Raw genomic sequence first — 19,252 nt, 5'->3', positions numbered from 1 at the left:
TTAAAATACGTAAATTGGTATATGTCAAAGATTCTTTTAGCATTATTTCTTTTGTTGGGGCTAAATGTTAAAGCCCAGCCAACTTTAAAAGGTGGACTGGAATCTTTTGTGATGAACAATAAGGTTTATCCCCGATATTCACTACAAAATTGTATTGATGGAAGTGTTACCATAAGCTTTAAATTGAATAAAGCAGGAGAAGTCTATTTCTCTAAGATTCAAAAAGGCATAGGGACAGATCTTGATGACGAGGCCCTAAGGTTGATCAGATTAAGCAGTGGTAAATGGATAGTTCCTGCTGATCATGATACTACGATATCTGTTGTGGTACCAATAAACTTTAAGTTGTCTGGAGATGATTGCCAGAATAAAAGCCAGAAAGATATAAAACAGGCTATAGAAACCTATAAAACCAATGTAGGTATGACAGATGCAGTGCTCAATTTTTACAGGCATAAGGCAACAGGTAAGTTTACTGCTGACGAGGAGCGAAGGATTGTAGCGCTAAAAACAAGCCTTGGCTATGATGAAGAGTATATGAAAATGCGGATAAATGACGGGCTGAAAAAATTGAAACAGAAAGACAGGCAAGGTGCATGTGAGGATTTTATGTTTGTGAAGAACATGGGGTTTGATCTGGCAGATGAGCAAATAGCGCAATACTGCAATTAAACAATAACATTAATTGCCGCAGGAATTATGTTGGCTTCAATTCTGCTTACCTTACCCATATATTCCCCATCGACCTGAAAATGCGCTTTATGTTTTGTTTTTATGTTGAGACTGGTGATTTGAAAGGCTTCAATATTCTTAGGGTTTAAAGCCAGGTTGGTAAATCGTAGTTTTAAAATCTCCATCACGGAATATTCTTTTACCAGAATTACTTCAAAAAAATCATCGTCCAGTTTTCCATCAGGGTTAATTTTAACGCCTGTGCCATACATGGTGGCATTTGCTATAACCACCATAGCTGCTTCTGAACGGATAGTTTTGTCTTTTACCTTAATCAGTACCTCCATTTTATGATGACTCCATAGTGCTTTCCAGGCGGCTTTAGTGTATCCCCACATTCCACGCTGCGGAAGGTCATTAAATTTTTTAACGAGGTAGGCATTAAAACCAATATCGGCAAGGTGAATACATAACTCACCGTTTACCATTATGACATGTATTTTTTTTGGCTGCCCGTTCACTGTCATATCTAATGATTCCTTAATGGTTGTGGGAATGCCTAATTCCTTGGCCATGCCGTTTGCAGATCCGGCAGGTATAATACCCATAGGTGTATCTGTTTGGAGCAAACACTCGGCAATCAATTTCACAGTTCCATCGCCACCAACGGCTATCACACGGTCTGCATTTGCACTGGCTATTATTTCCTTAAGTTTTTCGAAAGAACAGTTTAATGGCAGCTCATAAATCTCGGCAGTATGCGGTAGCGATTCAAAATATGCGCTTATTGCATCGGCAAAATTGATCTCACCATTTCCAGATCCCGGATTCACGATAAACAACAATTTCAATTGGACGGATTTTTCTCCCATTACATTTTCTTTAATATCACAAACAACTTTAGTATTACTCTGTTTTAATTATTAATGAATAAATCTGTAAGTGTTAAGGTATACCATGGATACGGACACACACATAACCTTGTGGTATATGGTCATGTTTTTAAATTTAGGGCCAAAACGATGCAGGGTTTTAGTAATAATTTATTCGTTAACATTATCCATTTGTTAAAGTTATTTGTACTAAAGCCATACCCTCATGTACAGGTAAGACTCACTTTTAATGGGCAGGAAGTATACCGCAAAACTGAATACGATGGCTTTTTTAAGTTTGAGTGGTCGGCCAATGAAAACGTGGATGCAGGATGGCATGGGGTAAAGATTGAGGCTTTAGATAAGGATGGAAAAATACTGGCAATAGGGCTAGGTCAGGTGTTTGTACCTCACATTACTCAGTTTGCTTTTATTTCTGATATTGATGATACGGTGATGGTGTCTCATTCGGCAACTATCAGAAGAAGACTTAGAGAGCTCTTTATTAAAAACCCAAGAACACGAAAAACGTTTAAAGGTACATACACGCACTACACCGCCCTGGCAATTTCACATACCACGGCAGATCAGCCTAATCCCTTTTTCTATGTATCTAGCAGCGAGTGGAATTTATACGATTATCTGGTAGAGATTTTTAGCTATAATAAGTTGCCTGATGGCGCCTTCCTATTGAATCAGATTAAGCAGTGGAGGGATCTTATTAAAACGGGTAAGACCGGACACGAAGGGAAATTGATGAGGGTGATGAGAATTCTGGACGCTTTCCCAAATCAAAAGTTTGTCTTTTTTGGAGACAATACACAGAAGGACCCGGAAATATATACTGCTATTGCAGAGAAATACCCTAAAAACATTGCGGCTGTTTACATCAGAAATATCCGTAAGGATATGGAAGAGCCAACCAGGGCATTATTGAAAAGAATAGAGGCACAAAATATCCGTACCTGTTTATTTGAAAACAGTGTGGATGCAATTGAACATTCTAAAAAGATAGGGTTGATTGCAGATTAGCTTATCGATTTTCCAAATGGAGAAAAGGCAAGATTCATTAATTTAAAATGTTGTCGGCCAAATGGAATACCTATAATGGTAATGCAGAACAAGATGCCAAAGAAAAGATGGGTAAGTGCAATCCAGAAGCCCCCAAATATTAACCAGATGATATTCATTACGGTTGATAAGCAGCCAGTATTGGAAGAGGTGTCGGTTATTTTAACACCAAAAGGAGCAAGGCCAACAAAGGCAAACTTGAAGCATTGTATTCCGAATGGGATTCCCACAATAGTAAGACATAGGATAAGACCACCGATTATATATTCGAAAAAAATAAATATTCCGCCAAAAATGATCCAGATGATATTGCCTATTAAGTTCATGTTACGCTTTTTATTATGATGAAATATAGGAAGATTAGTTACATTAAACCTAATGTTTTATTATTGCAAATGGTTTTTAGACTACCAGAAGATGAGATTGTTTTTCCTAACCCAGCTTTGGCTGATCCCGATGGATTGCTTGCTGTAGGTGGAGATTTGAGCATTGAAAGATTGCTTTTGGCTTATCACAATGGTATATTTCCGTGGTTTAGTGATGATGATCCGATTTGTTGGTATTCGCCACATGAACGTTGTGTAATATATCCTGCTGAAGTGAAGGTCAGTAAAAGCATGGCTAAAGTTCTTAAATCAGACGTATTTGTGGTAACCTTTAACAAAGCATTTCGGGAGGTGATAGTTAACTGCGCAAAGGTGGGAAGAAAAGATCAGCCGGGCACGTGGATTACTCAGGAAATGCAGGATGCTTATATTAGTTTGCATGAAAAGGGCTATGCTAAAAGTGTAGAAGTATGGAAAGATCATGTATTGGTAGGAGGGTTGTACGGCGTGGAAGTTGGCGATGTTTTTTGTGGCGAAAGTATGTTTAGTTTGGTAAGTAATGCCTCAAAAACTGCACTGATATGGCTGTGCAAAACCGATAGGTTTAAACTAATAGACTGCCAGCTGCCCAATGATCATCTGATGAGTTTAGGGGCGGAAATGATTTCGCGCAAGCAATATGATGAATTCCTGAAAGATTAATTCAGAATCTCTTTGATGTCTTCCTTACTTAAGGATTTGAAGAAACTTTCTTCTGTGGTAATCAAAGAACTGGCTAATCGTTTTTTACGGTTTTGTAGTGCTAGTATCTTTTCTTCTACTGTATCTTTTGCAATGAATTTATAGATAAACACTTTCTTCTCCTGGCCTATTCTGTGTGTACGATCTATTGCCTGTTGCTCTACAGCGGGGTTCCACCATGGATCAAGAATAAATACGTAGTCTGCCTGGGTTAAGTTTAAACCTACGCCACCTGCCTTAATAGAAATTAAGAATACCTTTAATTCAGTGTTTTTCTGGAATTCGGCGACAATTTCTCCGCGGTTTTTGGTTGATCCATCAAGATAAGAAAAGGAGATGCTTTCTTTTTCGAAATAGGCTCTGAAAATATTCAGGTGCTTTACAAACTGCGAAAAGATAAGAACCTTGTGCCCACCCTTAAGTACATTATCTAGGGTATGGATTACATTTTCGAATTTACCTGAATCAGAGGCATAGGTGTCGTCTATCATGACAGGATGGTTTGCCAGTTGACGTAATGCTGTTAAGCCCTGCAAAAGCTGTACTTGCTTTTTTGCATAAGTACCATCATCCATACTGCTTAGCAGATCGTTACGATAAGCAGATTTTGTTTTTTCATAATATGCGGCCTGATCCTCACTCATATCGCAATAAAACACCTGTTCCGTTTTGGAAGGCAGCTCGGCCGCAACCTGTTCTTTTGTACGGCGTAAAACAAAGGGCTTTATAATGGCTTGCAGCTTACGGGCCTTTTCTTCATCCTTCCTTTTCTCGATGGCCTGAACATATTCTTCGTTAAAGAATGATTGCGTACCCAGGAGACCAGGGTTTAAAAAGGTAAGCTGAGTCCAAAGGTCGCTTACAGAGTTTTCGACAGGAGTACCGCTCAGTATTAGTCTGTATTTAGATTTTAAGGCCTTAACTGCTTTAAATGATTTTGACGAAGGGTTTTTTATATTCTGGCTTTCATCTAATATGATGTAGCTGAAATAGAAATTTTTAAGAATATCTATATCAACACGGGTAATTCCATAAGTTGTAATAACGATATCATACTTCGCAAATATACTTACATCTTTATCTCTTGTAGTTCCGGTATGTGAATGTATTTTGAGCTTAGGTGTAAACTTTTTGGCTTCATTTAACCAGTTGTAAATTAGGGATGTTGGCATAACAATTAAAGAAGTGCCATGAGTTGAATTTTGCTCATTTTCTTCTTTAAGCTTTTGCAGCATTGCCAGTGTCTGGATGGTTTTACCCAAACCCATATCATCTGCTAAACACCCGCCGAAATTATACTCACGCAGGAAACTAAACCAATTGTAGCCAGCCTTTTGATAACTACGCAGGTCGCCTTTAAAATGGACCGGCATCTGGGTGTCGGCAATGTTCTCGAAATCATTTAATCTTTCAAGTTTACGGCTTAAGGTTATATTGGCTATGCTGTCCTCTGCCAGTTCATTGATGAGCCCTATATGATGTTTCTTTAGGTGTAACGATTTGCCTCCTTCTGATAAGCTGAAAAGGCTTCCATACTGAGAAAACCACTTTTCCGGAATAATAGCAATGGTGCCATCAGGAAGCGTAAATTCCCTCTTTTTGTGAAGTATGTGTTGTTTAAGAGATAGAAAGGGTACCGGAAAGATTCCAAAGTATACTATGGCATTGATGTCAAACCAATCATTATCTTCCTTAATCTCAAAATCTATTTTATTGGCAGCAAAGAGAAATTTCTTTGCTCCGGTGTGTTGCTCTATTTCAAAGCCAAGGTTTTTTAAACCTTCTATGTGTTCATTTACCCAATTGATGATGGCATAAGATTGATCTTCATCATGGTTGCCCGAAACTTCGAGGTTGTGAAAAAGAGCACTGGTTTTCTTTAAGCCAAGACTTAGCAGTGTATCAAATTTCTGTTTCTCAAATGCAGTATCTCTTTTTATACGGGTAAAAATGTAGTTGTCGTCCTCTTTGGCAAGACGAACGGTTACCTTTTTTTCGTTGCCCATAGCAAAAGCATATTCCCCGTATTTAAAGTAGAGCTGAAGCTGAGAAACTCCCGATTCCACATAAATAACTTTTAGCGTAGGCGTTGGATCATGCTTTTCGGTTTTTATATCAAAGCCTTCGGCATAAACATGGTATTTTTCAATAAGAGGGCAAACAAATTTTTCAAAATAGGTTTCCTCGGTTGTCTTTGGTATGGTAATGTAGCGCTTGTTTAAAAAGGGAAGCAGTTTTTTCCCTTCAATATCCTGCTCAAAGAAATAGATCATATCGTTAAGTAATAACCATGCTGGCTGATTACTTATAACCTGAGCATCCTTGAACATGAAATCGATTCTTAATCCCTGGTATTTTATAGTAGGGAAATAGCGAGTTTCAATATTATTACGTCTAAAATGGAACAGTACTGTAGAAGGCTCCAGTGCAATATCTATTTTTCGCTCTGCAGGCCAGCCATCATTATCCATTAAATATAATGAACCCTCCGCTTTGAGTGCTTCCAGAACTTCAGATAGTTTCTTCTCAATTTTTGGGCGAACAGTTTCATAGAATTTATCGTTAAAAAACTTGCTAAAGAACTCTCCCGGTCTTATCGCTTTCTTATGATACTTTTTTATGATAAAGTCCTGCTCTGTTTCATCAAGGATTTTGATAAGCTTAAAATCATTATCTGTTAAATGTTTCGCAAACTCTTTAGCAGTATGTGAGAACAGACGCTGATAAGTAAGAGAGAAATCGCCCTGCGGATTTAACTGAACCATATGAGGTTCGATTAAATATCCGAAATACGCGTGTTTACACAATGAGTATACAATTTTGCAGGGCTTGGTACTATCTACGCGTAACATTGACTAAAGATTAAAATAATCGGAGGATAAGCATTTAAAAATCTTTAAACATACGTCAAATTGAAGTTCTTTTCAAATGGAATCTCATAATATGGCTAAATTTTTATAATGAGTTCGTCGAGGGAATCAGACTGTTGGTCGTGAGTTAACTTCTGATGGTATAAAAGAGCCGGATTGACTGAAACGTTTGCTGAAAATGAGGGTCTTAATAACAAAAAAGCCTACAAAAACCCTAAAACTCAAAAATATGAAAACTCTAGCAAAAACATTATTCGCCTCAGCATTGACCGTTATCTTTATGACTTCAACAGCTATGACAACATTCGCCACCGGCATTGATAAACAACCAGTTGAATCTGCTATTCCGATGACTTTTAATAAGGTGAAAGTAAGTGGAAATGTAAAAGTTATTTTGGTGCAAGGCAAAAGAGAGCACATAGAAGTAATAAATGGAGATTACAATCCGGATAAAACCTCTATTAAAAGACTTGGATATACTTTAATTATTAATTCAACAGAAGCTAATCGTGTAACTGTTTTGGTTTCAGTAAATGATCTGCAGCGTATAGATGCCTCAGATAAGGCTATTGTGAAAACTGATGGTAAGTTTGATGTTAAATATCTTCAGGTATTCTTAAAAGATGATGCAAAAGCCACCGTTAAAGCAAATACTGAAAGTATGTATACTTACATAAAAGATCATGCTGATTTGAAATTAAGCGGTACAACTGCAGATCACAACTTAGTAAAAGACGATATTTCTAAATTAGATATAGATCACCTGGTAGCTTTAAAAACAACAACAACTCCATTGAATCAGATAATGGTTGCAGCCAACAAAAAGAATTAAAAAACAATTCTACGGTATAAAAAAAGCAGCTGGAATGTAACCCGCTGCTTTTTTTATGCAATGATATTTTAAAGATCAAATTTGATTCCCTGAGCCAGAGGAAGCGTATTTGAGTAGTTTATTGTATTGGTTTGTCTGCGCATGTAAGCTTTCCATGCATCGGAACCACTCTCGCGACCACCGCCTGTTTCTTTTTCACCACCAAAGGCTCCGCCTATCTCAGCACCTGAGGTGCCAATGTTAACATTGGCAATACCGCAATCGGAGCCCTGAGCAGATAAAAATTGTTCTGCTTCCCGAAGATTAAGCGTCATTATTGCCGAGGATAAACCTTGAGGTACGCCATTCTGTAAAGCGATAGCTTCGTCCAATGTTTTGTATTTTATCAGGTATAGAATTGGAGCAAAGGTTTCATGCTGAACGATCTTGTAATCATTTTTTACTTCTGCAATGCATGGTTTTACATAACAGCCACTGGTATAAGCCGGCCCTTCTAAAACGCCTCCTTCTACTATGAATTTTCCACCTTCGGTTTTGCATTTTTCAATGGAATCAAGGTAGCTGGCAACGGCATCAGTGTCGATTAACGGACCAACGTGATTTTGCTGATCGAGAGGATCGCCAATACGCAATTGACCATAAGCCTTTACCAGTTTTGCAGTAAACGCATCGTAAACACTTTCATGGATTATTAACCTGCGGGTAGAAGTACATCGCTGACCAGCTGTTCCTACAGCTCCAAAAACAGCACCGATTAAACTCATATCTAAATCTGCGTGCTCAGAGATAATAATGGCATTGTTGCCCCCTAGCTCCAGTAAGCTTTTTCCTAAGCGAGCACCAACTGCTACAGCAACTGCTTTTCCCATTCGGGTAGAGCCTGTGGCTGATATTAAGGGAACACGACTGTCATTTGTCATGAGCTCGCCCACCTCCTTATCTCCAATAATTAGATTGCAAACGCCTTCGGGAATGTCATTTGCTTTGAAAACATCAGCAATAATATGCTGACATGCAATGGCCGTGACAGGTGTTTTTTCTGATGGCTTCCAGATGCAAACATTGCCGCAAACTAAGGCCAGGGCAGCATTCCAGCTCCAAACAGCTACGGGGAAGTTAAAAGCAGAAATGATACCGACAATTCCTAATGGATGCCATTGCTCATACATACGATGGCTTGGGCGCTCAGAATGCATTGTTAAGCCATAGAGCTGACGAGACAAGCCTACTGCAAAATCGCAGATATCTATCATTTCCTGTACCTCGCCAAATCCTTCCTGTAGACTTTTACCCATTTCATAAGAAACCAGGGTGCCCAGGTCTTCCTTGTTTTTACGAAGCGCATCACCAAACTGTCGCACGATCTCACCACGCTTTGGGGCCGGTAAGCTGCGCCAGAATAAATAAGCCTCTTCTGCTTTTTTTATTACTGTTTCATAATTTTCGGCACTGGCAACCTGTACGCTCGCTATCTTATTCCCATTAACCGGGGAATCGCTGTTAAGTATTTTGGCATCTGATGAAGCTCCCCATTGATTACCTGTACTGTAGGCCGGATTTAAATCCAGTATGTTTAGGTTTTTTAAAACCTGGCTGATATTATTCTGCATAACTAAATAGTTTATAGGCAATTCTCTTTTCTCCGTGTATCAACAATATAGATGATCTTCCAGGTGGTTTTATCTTTAAACAGCTGGAAGGAATTAACACCGCAATGGCTAAATTTATTGTCAATATAGAACTTATAATCTGTCCACACGCTGGCAAGATTCCCATCTATCAAAATTTTTGTAAATACAATTCGTTCATCATATTTTTCTTTGTGTGGTGTTCCTGTAAATTTGACAAAATCGGCGACCTTCTCATCACTTAATTTAAATTCCCCGTCTTTGGATTTATGGATGGTCTGCATAATTGCATTATTTGCAAAGGTAGCACTTACCATCGCGCTATCGGTATTTCTCATACCTTCAAACAATTTGTTTATAGTGCCTTTAACAAGGTCTTCTTCATGTTGCTGGATTTGGGCAGAGGTGTTAAATACCGTTGTAAGAAAAACAATAATCAGAAAGTTACATTTTTTCATTTTCATGAACTGTTGCATAAAGGGTTGATGTTTTCGTGACGGGAATATTACCCGTCTTAAAATAAAGTTACGTTATTTTGTATTGAATTAGGACCAGAACCCTTGTTTCATTCTCTATCTTGCTAAAACATTCTGAGGGTAGATGTTTAGGCTAACTATTATTATTTCAGTTGTTTATGGGCAAGGGTGTGTGTATGTTGAAAATTATTTGGTTAGTACTACTAATAATTGTTGTAAACTTATAATGTATTTTTAACACAGGGATCTGTTCTTTAATTATTTGATACATGGAAGAGGAATTTTATTTTGATTTTAGCGATGATGCGCAACGTTCAGTAGAGCGTTACGAAGAGATGATACGTAATCAGGATCAGTACTTTTTTGATGCCCAGGCTTTTGAAAATATTATTGATTACTACATTGAAAAGAACGACCCCGTAAAGGCATTGCAGGTAATAGAATATGCGTTAAATCAGCATCCTTATGCCGCAGTATTCCTGGTTAAGCAGGCTCAGCTGTTGTTTGTTACTGACCAAACCGAGCGTGCATTTTTAGCACTGCAGAAAGCAGAAATGCTTGAAGCATCGGAAGCAGAAATCTATATCCTTAGGGGGAATATCTATAATAGCCTTGAGCGTTATTCAGAAGCGTTGGATAATTTTCAGAAAGCACTTGAATTTGCTGAAACTACAGACGAGATCTTGCTGCAAATTGCTTATGTGTATCAAAACATGCTCGATTACGAGAGTGCTATTGTTTATATAAAGCAGAGTTTGGAGCAGAACATGGAAAACAAGGACGGATTATACGAACTTGCTTTCTGTTATGATATATTAGATAAGCAAGAAGAAAGTATTCAGTTTTATCAGGAATATATAGACAATGACCCTTATTCCTACGCTGCATGGTACAATCTTGCAAATTCTTATCACAAATTGGATCTTTTTGAAAAAGCAATTGATGCGTATGATTACGCCATCCTGATTAAGGATAACTTTGCATCTGCTTACTATAATAAAGGAAATGCTTTAGTTCAACTTGATCGTTTTGCAGAGGCTATAGAGGTTTATAAGCACACTTTTGAATACGAAAAACCCAATGCCGACACCTATTGTGCAATTGGGGAATGTTACGAGAAGTTGGAGCGTATGGACGAAGCGAGATCCTACTATAAAAAATCTGTAAAGATGGATCCCAAGATGGCTGATGCCTGGTTTGGGATAGGAGTAACGCTTAATTTTGAAGAACGTTTCTTTGAGTCACTTCATTTTTACAAAAAAGCAATTGAGCTTGATGAGGAGAATCCCGACTTCTGGTTTGCAATGGCAGATGCTTATTATAAACTGGGTCAGATAGAGCAATCTGTTGAAGCTTATTACAAAGTTCTTGAATATAATCCGGTGGATGTTGAAGCCTGGTTGGATTTTTCGACAGTTCTATATGAACAAGGTAAATTGCTTGAAGCCTCTGAAACCATTGCTGATGCTATAAAAAACAATCCTGATGCAGCAGAGCTCTATTATAGGATGGTAGCTTACTTGTTTGCCCTAGGAGAAAAGAACGACGCTTTGTTATATCTTGAGACCGCATTGGCCACAGATCCAGATAAACACTACATATTATTTGAATATTTGCCCCAATTACAGGAGAACGGTTCGATACTAGAAGTAATCAATCGTTATTTAAAATAAAAGATCGGACAGTTTTTATTAGTTATGCTGATGAAAACTGTCCGATTTTTTTTCACCTTTGTGAACAATATGAATTACCCATTGAATAATATACCCGAACGACCTGTAAAACCTAGGAACAAAGGAATTACGATGGTTATGGATAAAGGGCTAAGCTTAAGACAAACAGAAGACTTTATAGACGTTGCCGGAATACATACTGATATAGTAAAATTAGGCTGGGCTACTTCTTTTGTAACGCCGAACCTGAAAGAGAAATTGGCTATTTATAAGTCTGCAGGTATTCCTACCTACTTTGGCGGTACGTTGTTTGAAGCCTTTATTATCAGAAATCAGTTCGATGATTACTGTCGCGTGCTGGAGCAGTTCGATATGGAATACGTAGAAGTTTCTGATGGTTCAATCACTATTGAGCATGATTTGAAATGCGAGTTTATTCAAAAATTATCTAAGCAGGTTACAGTAATCTCAGAAGTAGGGTCTAAAGATGCGGCTAAAATATTTGCTCCGTATAAATGGATTAAACTTATGCAGGCCGAAATAGAAGCGGGATCGTGGAAAGTGATCGCTGAAGCCAGAGAAGGTGGTAACGTAGGTATTTACAGAGGATCTGGAGAGGTTAGAGAGGGCTTGGTTGACGAGATTCTTACTCAGATTCCAGAGGAGACAATCATTTGGGAAGCTCCTCAAAAGGAACAACAGGTATGGTTTATTAAGCTGCTTGGTTCAAATGTGAATCTTGGAAATATAGCTCCGGCTGAGGTTATACCTTTAGAAACCATTCGTTTAGGCCTTAGAGGAGATACGTTTGATCATTTCCTGAATTTGGCGAAGTTGTAATTTTATAAATATTACCCTTTAATTATAACTTACAGAATGAGAAAATTTGGGTTAATCGGTTTTCCGTTATCACATTCCTTTTCAAAAAAATTCTTTACTGAGAAATTTTTAAATGAACATATTCCCGATTGTGAATATGAGCTTTTTCCGATTGAACATATTGGGCTTTTAACTGAGCTTATTTCTAAAAATATTGAGCTGGAAGGCTTAAATGTAACTATTCCTTATAAACTTGCTGTTCTTCCTTTTTTAAATGAGGTTGATGAGGCTGCGGATCAAATAGGCGCAGTAAATTGTATTTCTATTCAGCGCAAGAACGGACAGGAATTATTAACAGGATACAATACTGATGCCTATGGTTTTGAAGAGTCTTTAAAGCCAATGCTAAATGAGCACCATAAAAAGGCCCTCGTTTTTGGAGATGGCGGAGCAGCTAAAGCTGTAAAATATGTTTTAAATAAACTAAACATTCCTTTTATAGTAGTTACAAGATCACCAACTTCGAATAGTATTCTTTATGATGCCGTAACTTCAACACTGCTTCAGGATTATACCATTTTGATAAATACCACACCATTGGGAATGTCTCCTAATCCAGAGACCTGCCCGGATATCCCTTATGAAGCATTAACAGAGAATCATTTGGCCTACGACCTGGTTTATAATCCGGAAGAGACAACGTTTCTTGCAAAATCCCGGGCTAGTGGGGCTAGTATTAAAAATGGATTAGAAATGCTGTATCTTCAGGCTGAGCGGTCCTGGTATATTTGGAATAAATAGATGAATAAGTTCACTTTTTTTTCTCTTTCTATGTTAATGATGTTGCTTTATGCTTGCACAGGGAGCGACTATTCTCCTAAGCCGAGAGGATATTTTAATATTGAAATGCCAAAAAAAGTGTACAAAACCTTTAATAATGGATGTGCTTTCTCGTTCGATTATCCGGTGTATGCAGAAATGCTGAACGACAGTAGTAAGGACACCAGACCCTGCTGGTACAACCTTTCTTTTGATCAATTTAACGCGCGTTTGCATTTAACATATTATGATATCTCTTCTAAAAAGGAATATGAAGGTCTGGTTGAAGATGCAAGGACTTTTGCATTTAAGCATACAGTAAAAGCGAACTCAATAGACCAGAAATTGATTAACTATCCGGGAAAGAAAGTTTATGGAGTGTATTATGCAATAGAAGGAAATACGGCCTCATCTGTTCAATTCTTTTTAACAGACAGCACCAAACACTATTTCAGAGGGGCATTATATTTTAACGAACGACCGCAGTACGATTCCATACAACCCGTCGTTTCCTTTATTAAGAAGGATATTGACAGAATGATTAGTACATTTAAGTGGATAAAATAAGGCCAGATAAGAATTTAAAATGATCAATATACAAAGATTTACTTTTAACCCGGTAAGGGAAAACACTTATGTGTTATACGATGAAACGGGTGAGTGTGTAATAATAGATCCTGGAATGTATGATGGAGAAGAGCAAAACATTCTGGTTAAATTTATAAAAGAGCATAACCTAAAGCCAGTACTCTTACTAAATACCCATTGTCATTATGATCATGTATTTGGCAATAAGTTCGTTTATGACAATTGGGGGTTAAAACCACAATTCCATAAAGGCGAGTTGTATGTGCTGCAAGCAATACCAGGCTATTTGCCTCAAATGGGTTTACGTTATGAACTCTCTCCGGAACCTGAGGTTTTCTTATCCGAAACGGGAAAGGTTAAATTTGGTAACAGTGAACTTGATTTAATTTTTGCACCAGGGCACTCACCGGCACATTTATGTTTTTATGCTGCTGCTGATAATTTTCTTATTGGAGGTGATGTGCTGTTTTATTCAAGTATTGGCCGCACGGACCTCCCGGGAGGTAATCACATGCAATTGATCAACAGTATCAAAAATAACTTGTTTATATTGCCAGATGATTGTGAAGTTTTTCCGGGGCATGGGCAACCTACAACGATAGGCTTTGAGAAACAACATAATCCTTTTTTACAGTAACTTTTATTAATAAATAATTGAATACACCTTTCTACATAGCTCGCAGGTACCTTTTTGCGAAAAAATCTACCAATGCTATAAACATCATTTCCACAATTTCTGTGGTTGGTGTTTTTGTAGGGAGTGCGGCGTTAATTATTATTTTATCTGTTTTTAATGGGTTTGAGGAAGTTGTATTGAAAATGTTTAATACGATTACTCCGCAGGTTGTTATTTCGCCTGTTCAGGGTAAAACATTTGACCCAAATACGGCCTATTTCAATAAATTAAAGCAAAATAAGAGTATCTATTCGTATAGTGAAGTACTTTCAGAAAATGCTTTGTTAAGGTATAATGATAAGCAGTCCGTTGGTTTAATAAAGGGGGTTAGCCCGGATTATCTGAAAAATAAAAGTTTGGATAGCATTACTATTGAAGGTAAGTTTTTGCTTGAAAATAGTACTGGGGATTATGCCGTAATCGGGTCTGCAATTCAAACTTACCTGATGGTAAATACTACAGATCCGTTTAATCCATTGCAGATATTTTCTCCAAAAAAAGGGGGTAAAACGAGTTCCATTAATCCAGCAGATGATTTTACGGTATTATCAATTCCAGTATCGGGGGTTTTTGAAGTTCAGCAGGATTTTGATAATGTGGCTATTGTTCCTTTGAAATTTGCCCGGAATTTATTGGGAGAACCTCAAAAAATCACTTCTATCGAGATCAACCTAAAGCCAGGAATTAATGCGGATGCTTTTAAAAAGAATATTGAAGAAAATATAGGCAAGCATTTTGAAGTGAAGGACAGAATACAGCAGAATAAAGTGCTTTATAACATTCTGGGTAGCGAAAAGTGGGCGGTTTATATTATTCTTACTTTTATTTTAATAATCGCTATCTTTAATATAATCGGTTCTTTAACCATGTTGGTTATAGATAAACTGAAAGATATAGCCGTATTAAGCAGCTTGGGGGCTGGAAAAAAATTGATTAAACGAATATTTCTATTTGAAGGAATGATGATTACGATGACCGGCTGTATTGTTGGTTTAGTAGTTGGATTTCTCTTCTGTTTATTACAACAAAAATTCGGACTTATTAAAATGTCGCAAGATAATTTGGTGATCACCAATGCGTATCCGGTGGCATTTAAATGGAAGGATTTTCTGTTGGTGTTTTTAACTGTAAGTGTGTTTTCTTTTGTGGCATCAGCTTTGTCATCTAACTTAAGCGTGAAGAAGATAAACCACTTAAATCAAGATCTCTAACATATGAATCGATTTAATAAGAATTCAGTAGTTTTATTAGTGTTGCTTACAGGAGTAATTATGGCCTGTAACAGGAAGGATGCCGAAGAGACAGCAGGAACTACGAGAGTAATAAAAGGATTGTATAGCTATGGCCCCGAAATAAAGTCATTTACGGATTGTGATGAGGGTAGGGAGTATTGGGTAGCAGATAGCGCAAAAACACTGGAACTGGCTTACAGTAACTTTAATTTCGAGAAACCGTACGAACCTGTTTATATTGAGGTAGAGTGTCATTTAATCAAATCTGACAGTTTAATTGTCTCAGCAGATTTTGATTCTACAATGGTAGTAACCAAGGTGCTTAAAATAACGAAAGAAATACCTGACGGGCCTTGTAACTAATTGAGGGATTAAGGGATTAAATATAAATCATGTTCAATAGGCTGAATTAATCCCTTTTCAATGGCCAGCTTAAACAGCACATCTATTGCTTTCCTTCCTTCAATACCAAGATCAATGGAGTATTTGTTTACGTATAACTCAATGTGCTTATACATCACCTCTTCACTCATTTCCTGAGCATGCTCTTTAATGAAATCTATGCCTGACTTAGGGTTAGCAAAAGCAAATTCAACGGACTTCCGCAACAGTCTGTTTACTTTTTCCTGTATTTCTCTGTCAAGATTTCTGTTAATTACAATTCCCCCAAGTGGGATAGCACATCCTGTTAATTGCTCCCAGTAGCTTCCAAGGTCAACAATCTTATGAAGTCCTTTATCAGCATAAGTAAAACGATTCTCATGAATGATGAGGCCAACATCAATCATGTTATTAATTAAAGCGGACTCAATTTCAGAGAAAATCATTTCCTGTTTGTCTACTAAATGGGGAAAGGCGATCCCCAATAGAAAATTTGCTGTGGTATACTTTCCGGGAATTCCAACTTTAAGATTTGCTGTTAATTCTTCTGGGTTATGAATAAGGTTTTCATTTTTACAGATAAGCAGAGGGCCTACACCAAATCCAAGGGCACTTCCTGCGTCCAATAGCGCATATTGCTTATACACATGGGCAAAAGCATGAAAACTTAGCTTGGTAATGTCTAACTCACCTCCGAAAGCTTTTTGGTTTAGGGTCTCTACATCGTCGAAGAACACCTCAAAGTCTAAACCTTCAGTATCAATTTTATGGTGTATGAGGGCATCAAAAATAAATGTATCATTTGGACACGGAGAAAAGCCAAGACTTAGTTTCATGGCCTAAAGATAAGGAGTATGAAAAGTTGAATAGTTATGTATTTGTCAAAAATCCAAGTGTCCACTCATTTAGGTTTTTTACGGCAAGGCCGATATTCCAGGCGGCTTTGTTTCTTGGCTCAACATAATTGGAAATGCTGCGGATCTGCAGGCATGGGATGCCGGCTTTTTCACATCCATATAATACGGCAGCTCCCTCCATACTTTCTGTTACCGGATTTAAACGGGTTTTAACTGCCGAAATGCTTACTTCATTTCCATGAACGCGATTAACGGTTATTCCTTTTACTTTTTTCAGCTTTGTTACCGACTCGCTTAACAGGTTGTTATATGCAGAATAGCTGCTTTTACCAAACCCAAGTTCATCAATACTGATAAAATGTTCCTTGTTTTCGGCTCCAAGCTCTGCGAACTCATCTACAGTTATATTTAGTACTGAACCAAGGGGGATGGAACGATCAAAGCATCCGGCGATGCCCAGGTTTAACACAAGGTTATATTTAGCTGATAGATGCTGGCCTAAGCCAAATGCTGTTGCTGTCATCCCTACACCCGTAATTAGAATGTCAAATTCGGGAGTTTGCATGAAATCTTTTTCAGGGAGCTTAAAATGCTCGGTTAATAACCCGATTTCTGGTCTTGTGGCGGCAACTAGCAGAATCTTCATAAACATCTAAGTTAGTGTTAAACCTTTCTACTTTAAGCTTTCTGCGTATATTTGTTTGTTAATTACAAACAATAACCTTTTATAATGATATATATCACAAGAAAAGCATCATTCAACGCAGCGCATAAACTTTCGAGGCTAGACTGGACTGAAGATAAAAATACGGAAGTTTATGGAAAATGTGCTAATCCAAACTGGCATGGACATAATTACCAGCTGTATGTAACGGTTAAAGGAGAGATCAATCCTGAAACGGGATTTCTGGTAGACTTAAAGTGGTTAAAGGACATTACAAATACCCAGGTAGTTGATAAGATCGATCATAAGAACCTAAATCTTGACGTAGATTTTATGAAAGGGAAACTTGCCTCAACGGAGAATTTGGCCATAGCTATATGGGATGAATTGTATGCACTTATTGCCGAATCAGGAGCTCAATTGCACTGCATAAAAATTTACGAAACCGAGAATAATTTTGTTGAGTATTTCGGTTAATAATCACAGATATGAATCATACAGATCATTTAGATGAGACAGAAGACGGGTACATAAAAATTGACCGTTATAACGAAGAAAAAATCACCTCGGTAGCTAATCATTATAAAGATATCTTAGGTCAGTTAGGCGAAAATCCGGAGCGAGAGGGGTTAATTAAAACTCCCGAACGGGTGGCTAAAGCCCTTCAGTATTTAACACATGGTTATGACCTTAACCCGGCCGAAATACTACGTGGAGCTATGTTTAAGGAAGACTATAGCCAAATGGTTGTGGTGAAAGATATAGAGGTTTTTTCTATGTGCGAACATCATATGCTTCCGTTTTTTGGTAAGGCACACATTGCTTACATCCCTAATGGACATATTGTTGGTTTAAGTAAAATACCGCGTATTGTTGATGCTTTTGCCAGACGATTACAGGTTCAGGAACGCTTAACAAATGAGATTAGAGATTGTATTCAGGAAACCCTTAAACCTACTGGGGTTGCAGTTGTGATAGAGTGCAAGCACTTATGCATGGCAATGAGGGGAATACAAAAACAAAATTCTGTTACCACCACATCGGCGTTTACAGGAGAATTTGCAAAAGATAAAACAAGAGCTGAATTCTTAAGATTAATAACAGCCAACTTACATTAAAAAAAAGAACCAACGTATTTATGAAAGCATATGTATTTCCAGGTCAGGGTGCCCAATTTTCAGGTATGGGAAAAGAACTATACGAAAATGAGCAGGCCAAAACATTATTTGAAAAGGCAAATGAAATTATAGGGTTCCGCATCAGTGATATTATGTTCTCTGGTTCGGATGAAGAGCTTAAAGAAACTAAGGTAACACAGCCTGCAATATTTTTACATTCTGTTATTTTAGCCAAAACATTAGGCGAAGGATTTAAACCAGATATGGTTGCCGGACACTCGCTAGGCGAATTCTCTGCGCTTGTTGCCGCATCGGCATTGTCATTTGAGGATGGTTTGAAACTGGTTATTGCACGGGCGAATGCAATGCAAAAAGCATGTGAACTTCAACCGTCAACTATGGCCGCTATACTTGGTTTAGCAGATGAAGTAGTTGAAAATATTTGCAATGATATTGATGAGGTAGTAGTAGCTGCAAATTACAACTGCCCTGGACAGATCGTTATCTCGGGAAGTATTGAAGGTGTAGATATCGCTTGTCAGAAGTTAACTGAAGCAGGTGCAAAGCGTGCATTAAAGTTGAATGTAGGTGGTGCATTTCACTCTCCATTGATGGAGCCAGCAAGAATAGAATTAAAAGAGGCTATTGAAAATGTGACCATATTGCCTCCGGTGTGTCCTATTTATCAGAATGTAGATCCTACACCAAATACAGACCCTCAAAAAATTAAGCCGAATTTAATCACCCAATTAACAGGTGCCGTGAAGTGGACACAGACTATAGAGCGGATGATTGCCGATGGAGCAACTGAATTTGTAGAAGTTGGCCCGGGAAATGTATTACAAGGTCTGGTGAAAAAGGTTAATAGAGCAATGCCAACAAGTTCTGCAACTACAATCTAAACCTGGTAATAATACCTTTATTAAAATAACATTTA

The 19,252-nt window shown here is 37.8% G+C and carries 21 protein-coding genes; 14 read left to right on the top strand and 7 right to left on the bottom strand.

The features are described 5' to 3' along the window. Positions 1-21: 21 nt before the first annotated feature. On the top strand, positions 22-672 hold the full coding sequence (locus tag HQN86_RS17520) for a TonB family protein (protein WP_172662206.1): 651 nt from the start codon (positions 22-24) through the stop codon (positions 670-672). Here the strand turns inward: HQN86_RS17520 and HQN86_RS17515 are convergent. Further along, positions 669-1,544: a diacylglycerol/lipid kinase family protein gene (locus HQN86_RS17515; protein ID WP_172662205.1), complete on the bottom strand. Its 876-nt coding sequence runs from the start codon at positions 1,542-1,544 to the stop codon at positions 669-671. The genes HQN86_RS17520 and HQN86_RS17515 overlap by 4 nt on opposite strands. Positions 1,545-1,598: 54 nt before the next feature. On the opposite strand from HQN86_RS17515, the gene HQN86_RS17510 reads away from it, so the two are divergent. Further along, a complete protein-coding gene (locus tag HQN86_RS17510; protein WP_172662204.1) occupies positions 1,599-2,576 on the top strand; it encodes an App1 family protein in 978 nt (325 codons plus the stop codon). Here HQN86_RS17510 and HQN86_RS17505 read toward each other — a convergent pair. After that, positions 2,573-2,941 (bottom strand): YccF domain-containing protein, encoded by a 369-nt coding sequence (locus HQN86_RS17505; RefSeq protein WP_172662203.1) that lies wholly within the window; start codon positions 2,939-2,941, stop codon positions 2,573-2,575. The two genes, HQN86_RS17510 and HQN86_RS17505, sit on opposite strands and share 4 nt — an antisense overlap. Before the next feature lie 69 nt (positions 2,942-3,010). On the opposite strand from HQN86_RS17505, the gene aat reads away from it, so the two are divergent. Further along, positions 3,011-3,643, top strand: coding sequence for a leucyl/phenylalanyl-tRNA--protein transferase (gene aat, locus HQN86_RS17500; RefSeq protein ID WP_172662426.1), 633 nt, complete (start codon positions 3,011-3,013; stop codon positions 3,641-3,643). On the opposite strand, the gene HQN86_RS17495 is transcribed toward aat, so the two are convergent. Beyond that, on the bottom strand, positions 3,640-6,534 hold the full coding sequence (locus tag HQN86_RS17495) for a DEAD/DEAH box helicase (RefSeq protein ID WP_172662202.1): 2,895 nt from the start codon (positions 6,532-6,534) through the stop codon (positions 3,640-3,642). The genes aat and HQN86_RS17495 overlap by 4 nt on opposite strands. 247 nt (positions 6,535-6,781) lie before the next feature. Here HQN86_RS17495 and HQN86_RS17490 point away from each other — a divergent pair, with 247 nt between their 5' ends. Next, positions 6,782-7,384, top strand: coding sequence for a GIN domain-containing protein (locus tag HQN86_RS17490; RefSeq protein ID WP_172662201.1), 603 nt, complete (start codon positions 6,782-6,784; stop codon positions 7,382-7,384). Between the two features lie 68 nt (positions 7,385-7,452). Here HQN86_RS17490 and amaB read toward each other — a convergent pair whose 3' ends face one another. Both amaB and HQN86_RS17480 read right to left on the bottom strand, forming a co-directional pair. Beyond that, positions 7,453-8,994 (bottom strand): L-piperidine-6-carboxylate dehydrogenase, encoded by a 1,542-nt coding sequence (gene amaB, locus HQN86_RS17485; RefSeq protein WP_172662200.1) that lies wholly within the window; start codon positions 8,992-8,994, stop codon positions 7,453-7,455. Between the two features lie 11 nt (positions 8,995-9,005). Next, on the bottom strand, positions 9,006-9,470 hold the full coding sequence (locus tag HQN86_RS17480) for a nuclear transport factor 2 family protein (protein ID WP_172662199.1): 465 nt from the start codon (positions 9,468-9,470) through the stop codon (positions 9,006-9,008). A gap of 287 nt (positions 9,471-9,757) precedes the next feature. Here HQN86_RS17480 and HQN86_RS17475 point away from each other — a divergent pair, with 287 nt between their 5' ends. The 7 genes from HQN86_RS17475 (at position 9,758) to HQN86_RS17445 (ending at position 15,658) form a co-directional block, all read left to right on the top strand. Next, the gene (locus tag HQN86_RS17475; protein ID WP_172662198.1) at positions 9,758-11,161 is read left to right on the top strand and encodes a tetratricopeptide repeat protein; all 1,404 of its coding nucleotides are present in this window, start codon (positions 9,758-9,760) and stop codon (positions 11,159-11,161) included. Positions 11,162-11,230: 69 nt separating this feature from the next. Beyond that, a complete protein-coding gene (locus HQN86_RS17470; RefSeq protein WP_048908386.1) occupies positions 11,231-12,001 on the top strand; it encodes a phosphosulfolactate synthase in 771 nt (256 codons plus the stop codon). A gap of 36 nt (positions 12,002-12,037) precedes the next feature. After that, positions 12,038-12,781 (top strand): shikimate dehydrogenase family protein, encoded by a 744-nt coding sequence (locus HQN86_RS17465; RefSeq protein ID WP_172662197.1) that lies wholly within the window; start codon positions 12,038-12,040, stop codon positions 12,779-12,781. Continuing rightward, positions 12,782-13,366, top strand: coding sequence for a gliding motility lipoprotein GldD (gene gldD, locus HQN86_RS17460; protein WP_172662196.1), 585 nt, complete (start codon positions 12,782-12,784; stop codon positions 13,364-13,366). Positions 13,367-13,385: 19 nt separating this feature from the next. After that, on the top strand, positions 13,386-14,024 hold the full coding sequence (locus HQN86_RS17455) for an MBL fold metallo-hydrolase (RefSeq protein WP_172662195.1): 639 nt from the start codon (positions 13,386-13,388) through the stop codon (positions 14,022-14,024). 17 nt (positions 14,025-14,041) lie between these two features. Continuing rightward, positions 14,042-15,274 (top strand): ABC transporter permease, encoded by a 1,233-nt coding sequence (locus tag HQN86_RS17450; protein WP_172662194.1) that lies wholly within the window; start codon positions 14,042-14,044, stop codon positions 15,272-15,274. A gap of 3 nt (positions 15,275-15,277) precedes the next feature. Further along, a complete protein-coding gene (locus tag HQN86_RS17445; protein WP_048908284.1) occupies positions 15,278-15,658 on the top strand; it encodes a hypothetical protein in 381 nt (126 codons plus the stop codon). Between the two features lie 8 nt (positions 15,659-15,666). On the opposite strand, the gene HQN86_RS17440 is transcribed toward HQN86_RS17445, so the two are convergent. Beyond that, positions 15,667-16,512 carry a menaquinone biosynthesis family protein gene (locus HQN86_RS17440; protein ID WP_172662193.1) on the bottom strand — a complete coding sequence of 282 codons (846 nt, stop codon included), beginning with the start codon at positions 16,510-16,512 and terminating at the stop codon, positions 15,667-15,669. Between the two features lie 34 nt (positions 16,513-16,546). After that, positions 16,547-17,179, bottom strand: coding sequence for a futalosine hydrolase (gene mqnB, locus HQN86_RS17435; RefSeq protein WP_172662192.1), 633 nt, complete (start codon positions 17,177-17,179; stop codon positions 16,547-16,549). Between the two features lie 84 nt (positions 17,180-17,263). Here mqnB and HQN86_RS17430 point away from each other — a divergent pair, with 84 nt between their 5' ends. Genes HQN86_RS17430 through fabD form a run of 3 tightly spaced genes read left to right on the top strand, consistent with a single transcriptional unit; the run spans position 17,264 to position 19,217 of the window. Further along, positions 17,264-17,674 carry a 6-pyruvoyl trahydropterin synthase family protein gene (locus HQN86_RS17430; RefSeq protein ID WP_172662191.1) on the top strand — a complete coding sequence of 137 codons (411 nt, stop codon included), beginning with the start codon at positions 17,264-17,266 and terminating at the stop codon, positions 17,672-17,674. A gap of 11 nt (positions 17,675-17,685) precedes the next feature. Continuing rightward, the gene (gene folE / locus HQN86_RS17425) at positions 17,686-18,315 is read left to right on the top strand and encodes a GTP cyclohydrolase I FolE (protein WP_172662190.1); all 630 of its coding nucleotides are present in this window, start codon (positions 17,686-17,688) and stop codon (positions 18,313-18,315) included. Positions 18,316-18,335: 20 nt separating this feature from the next. Next, entirely contained in the window at positions 18,336-19,217 is an 882-nt protein-coding gene (gene fabD, locus HQN86_RS17420; RefSeq protein WP_172662189.1) for an ACP S-malonyltransferase, read from the top strand. Positions 19,218-19,252: the final 35 nt, after the last annotated feature.

Source organism: Pedobacter panaciterrae (assembly GCF_013204795.1).
GTDB classification, from domain to species: domain Bacteria; phylum Bacteroidota; class Bacteroidia; order Sphingobacteriales; family Sphingobacteriaceae; genus Pedobacter; species Pedobacter panaciterrae.
Note: the sequence above shows the minus strand (reverse complement) of the source record. Positions and strands in the feature narration are given on the sequence as shown.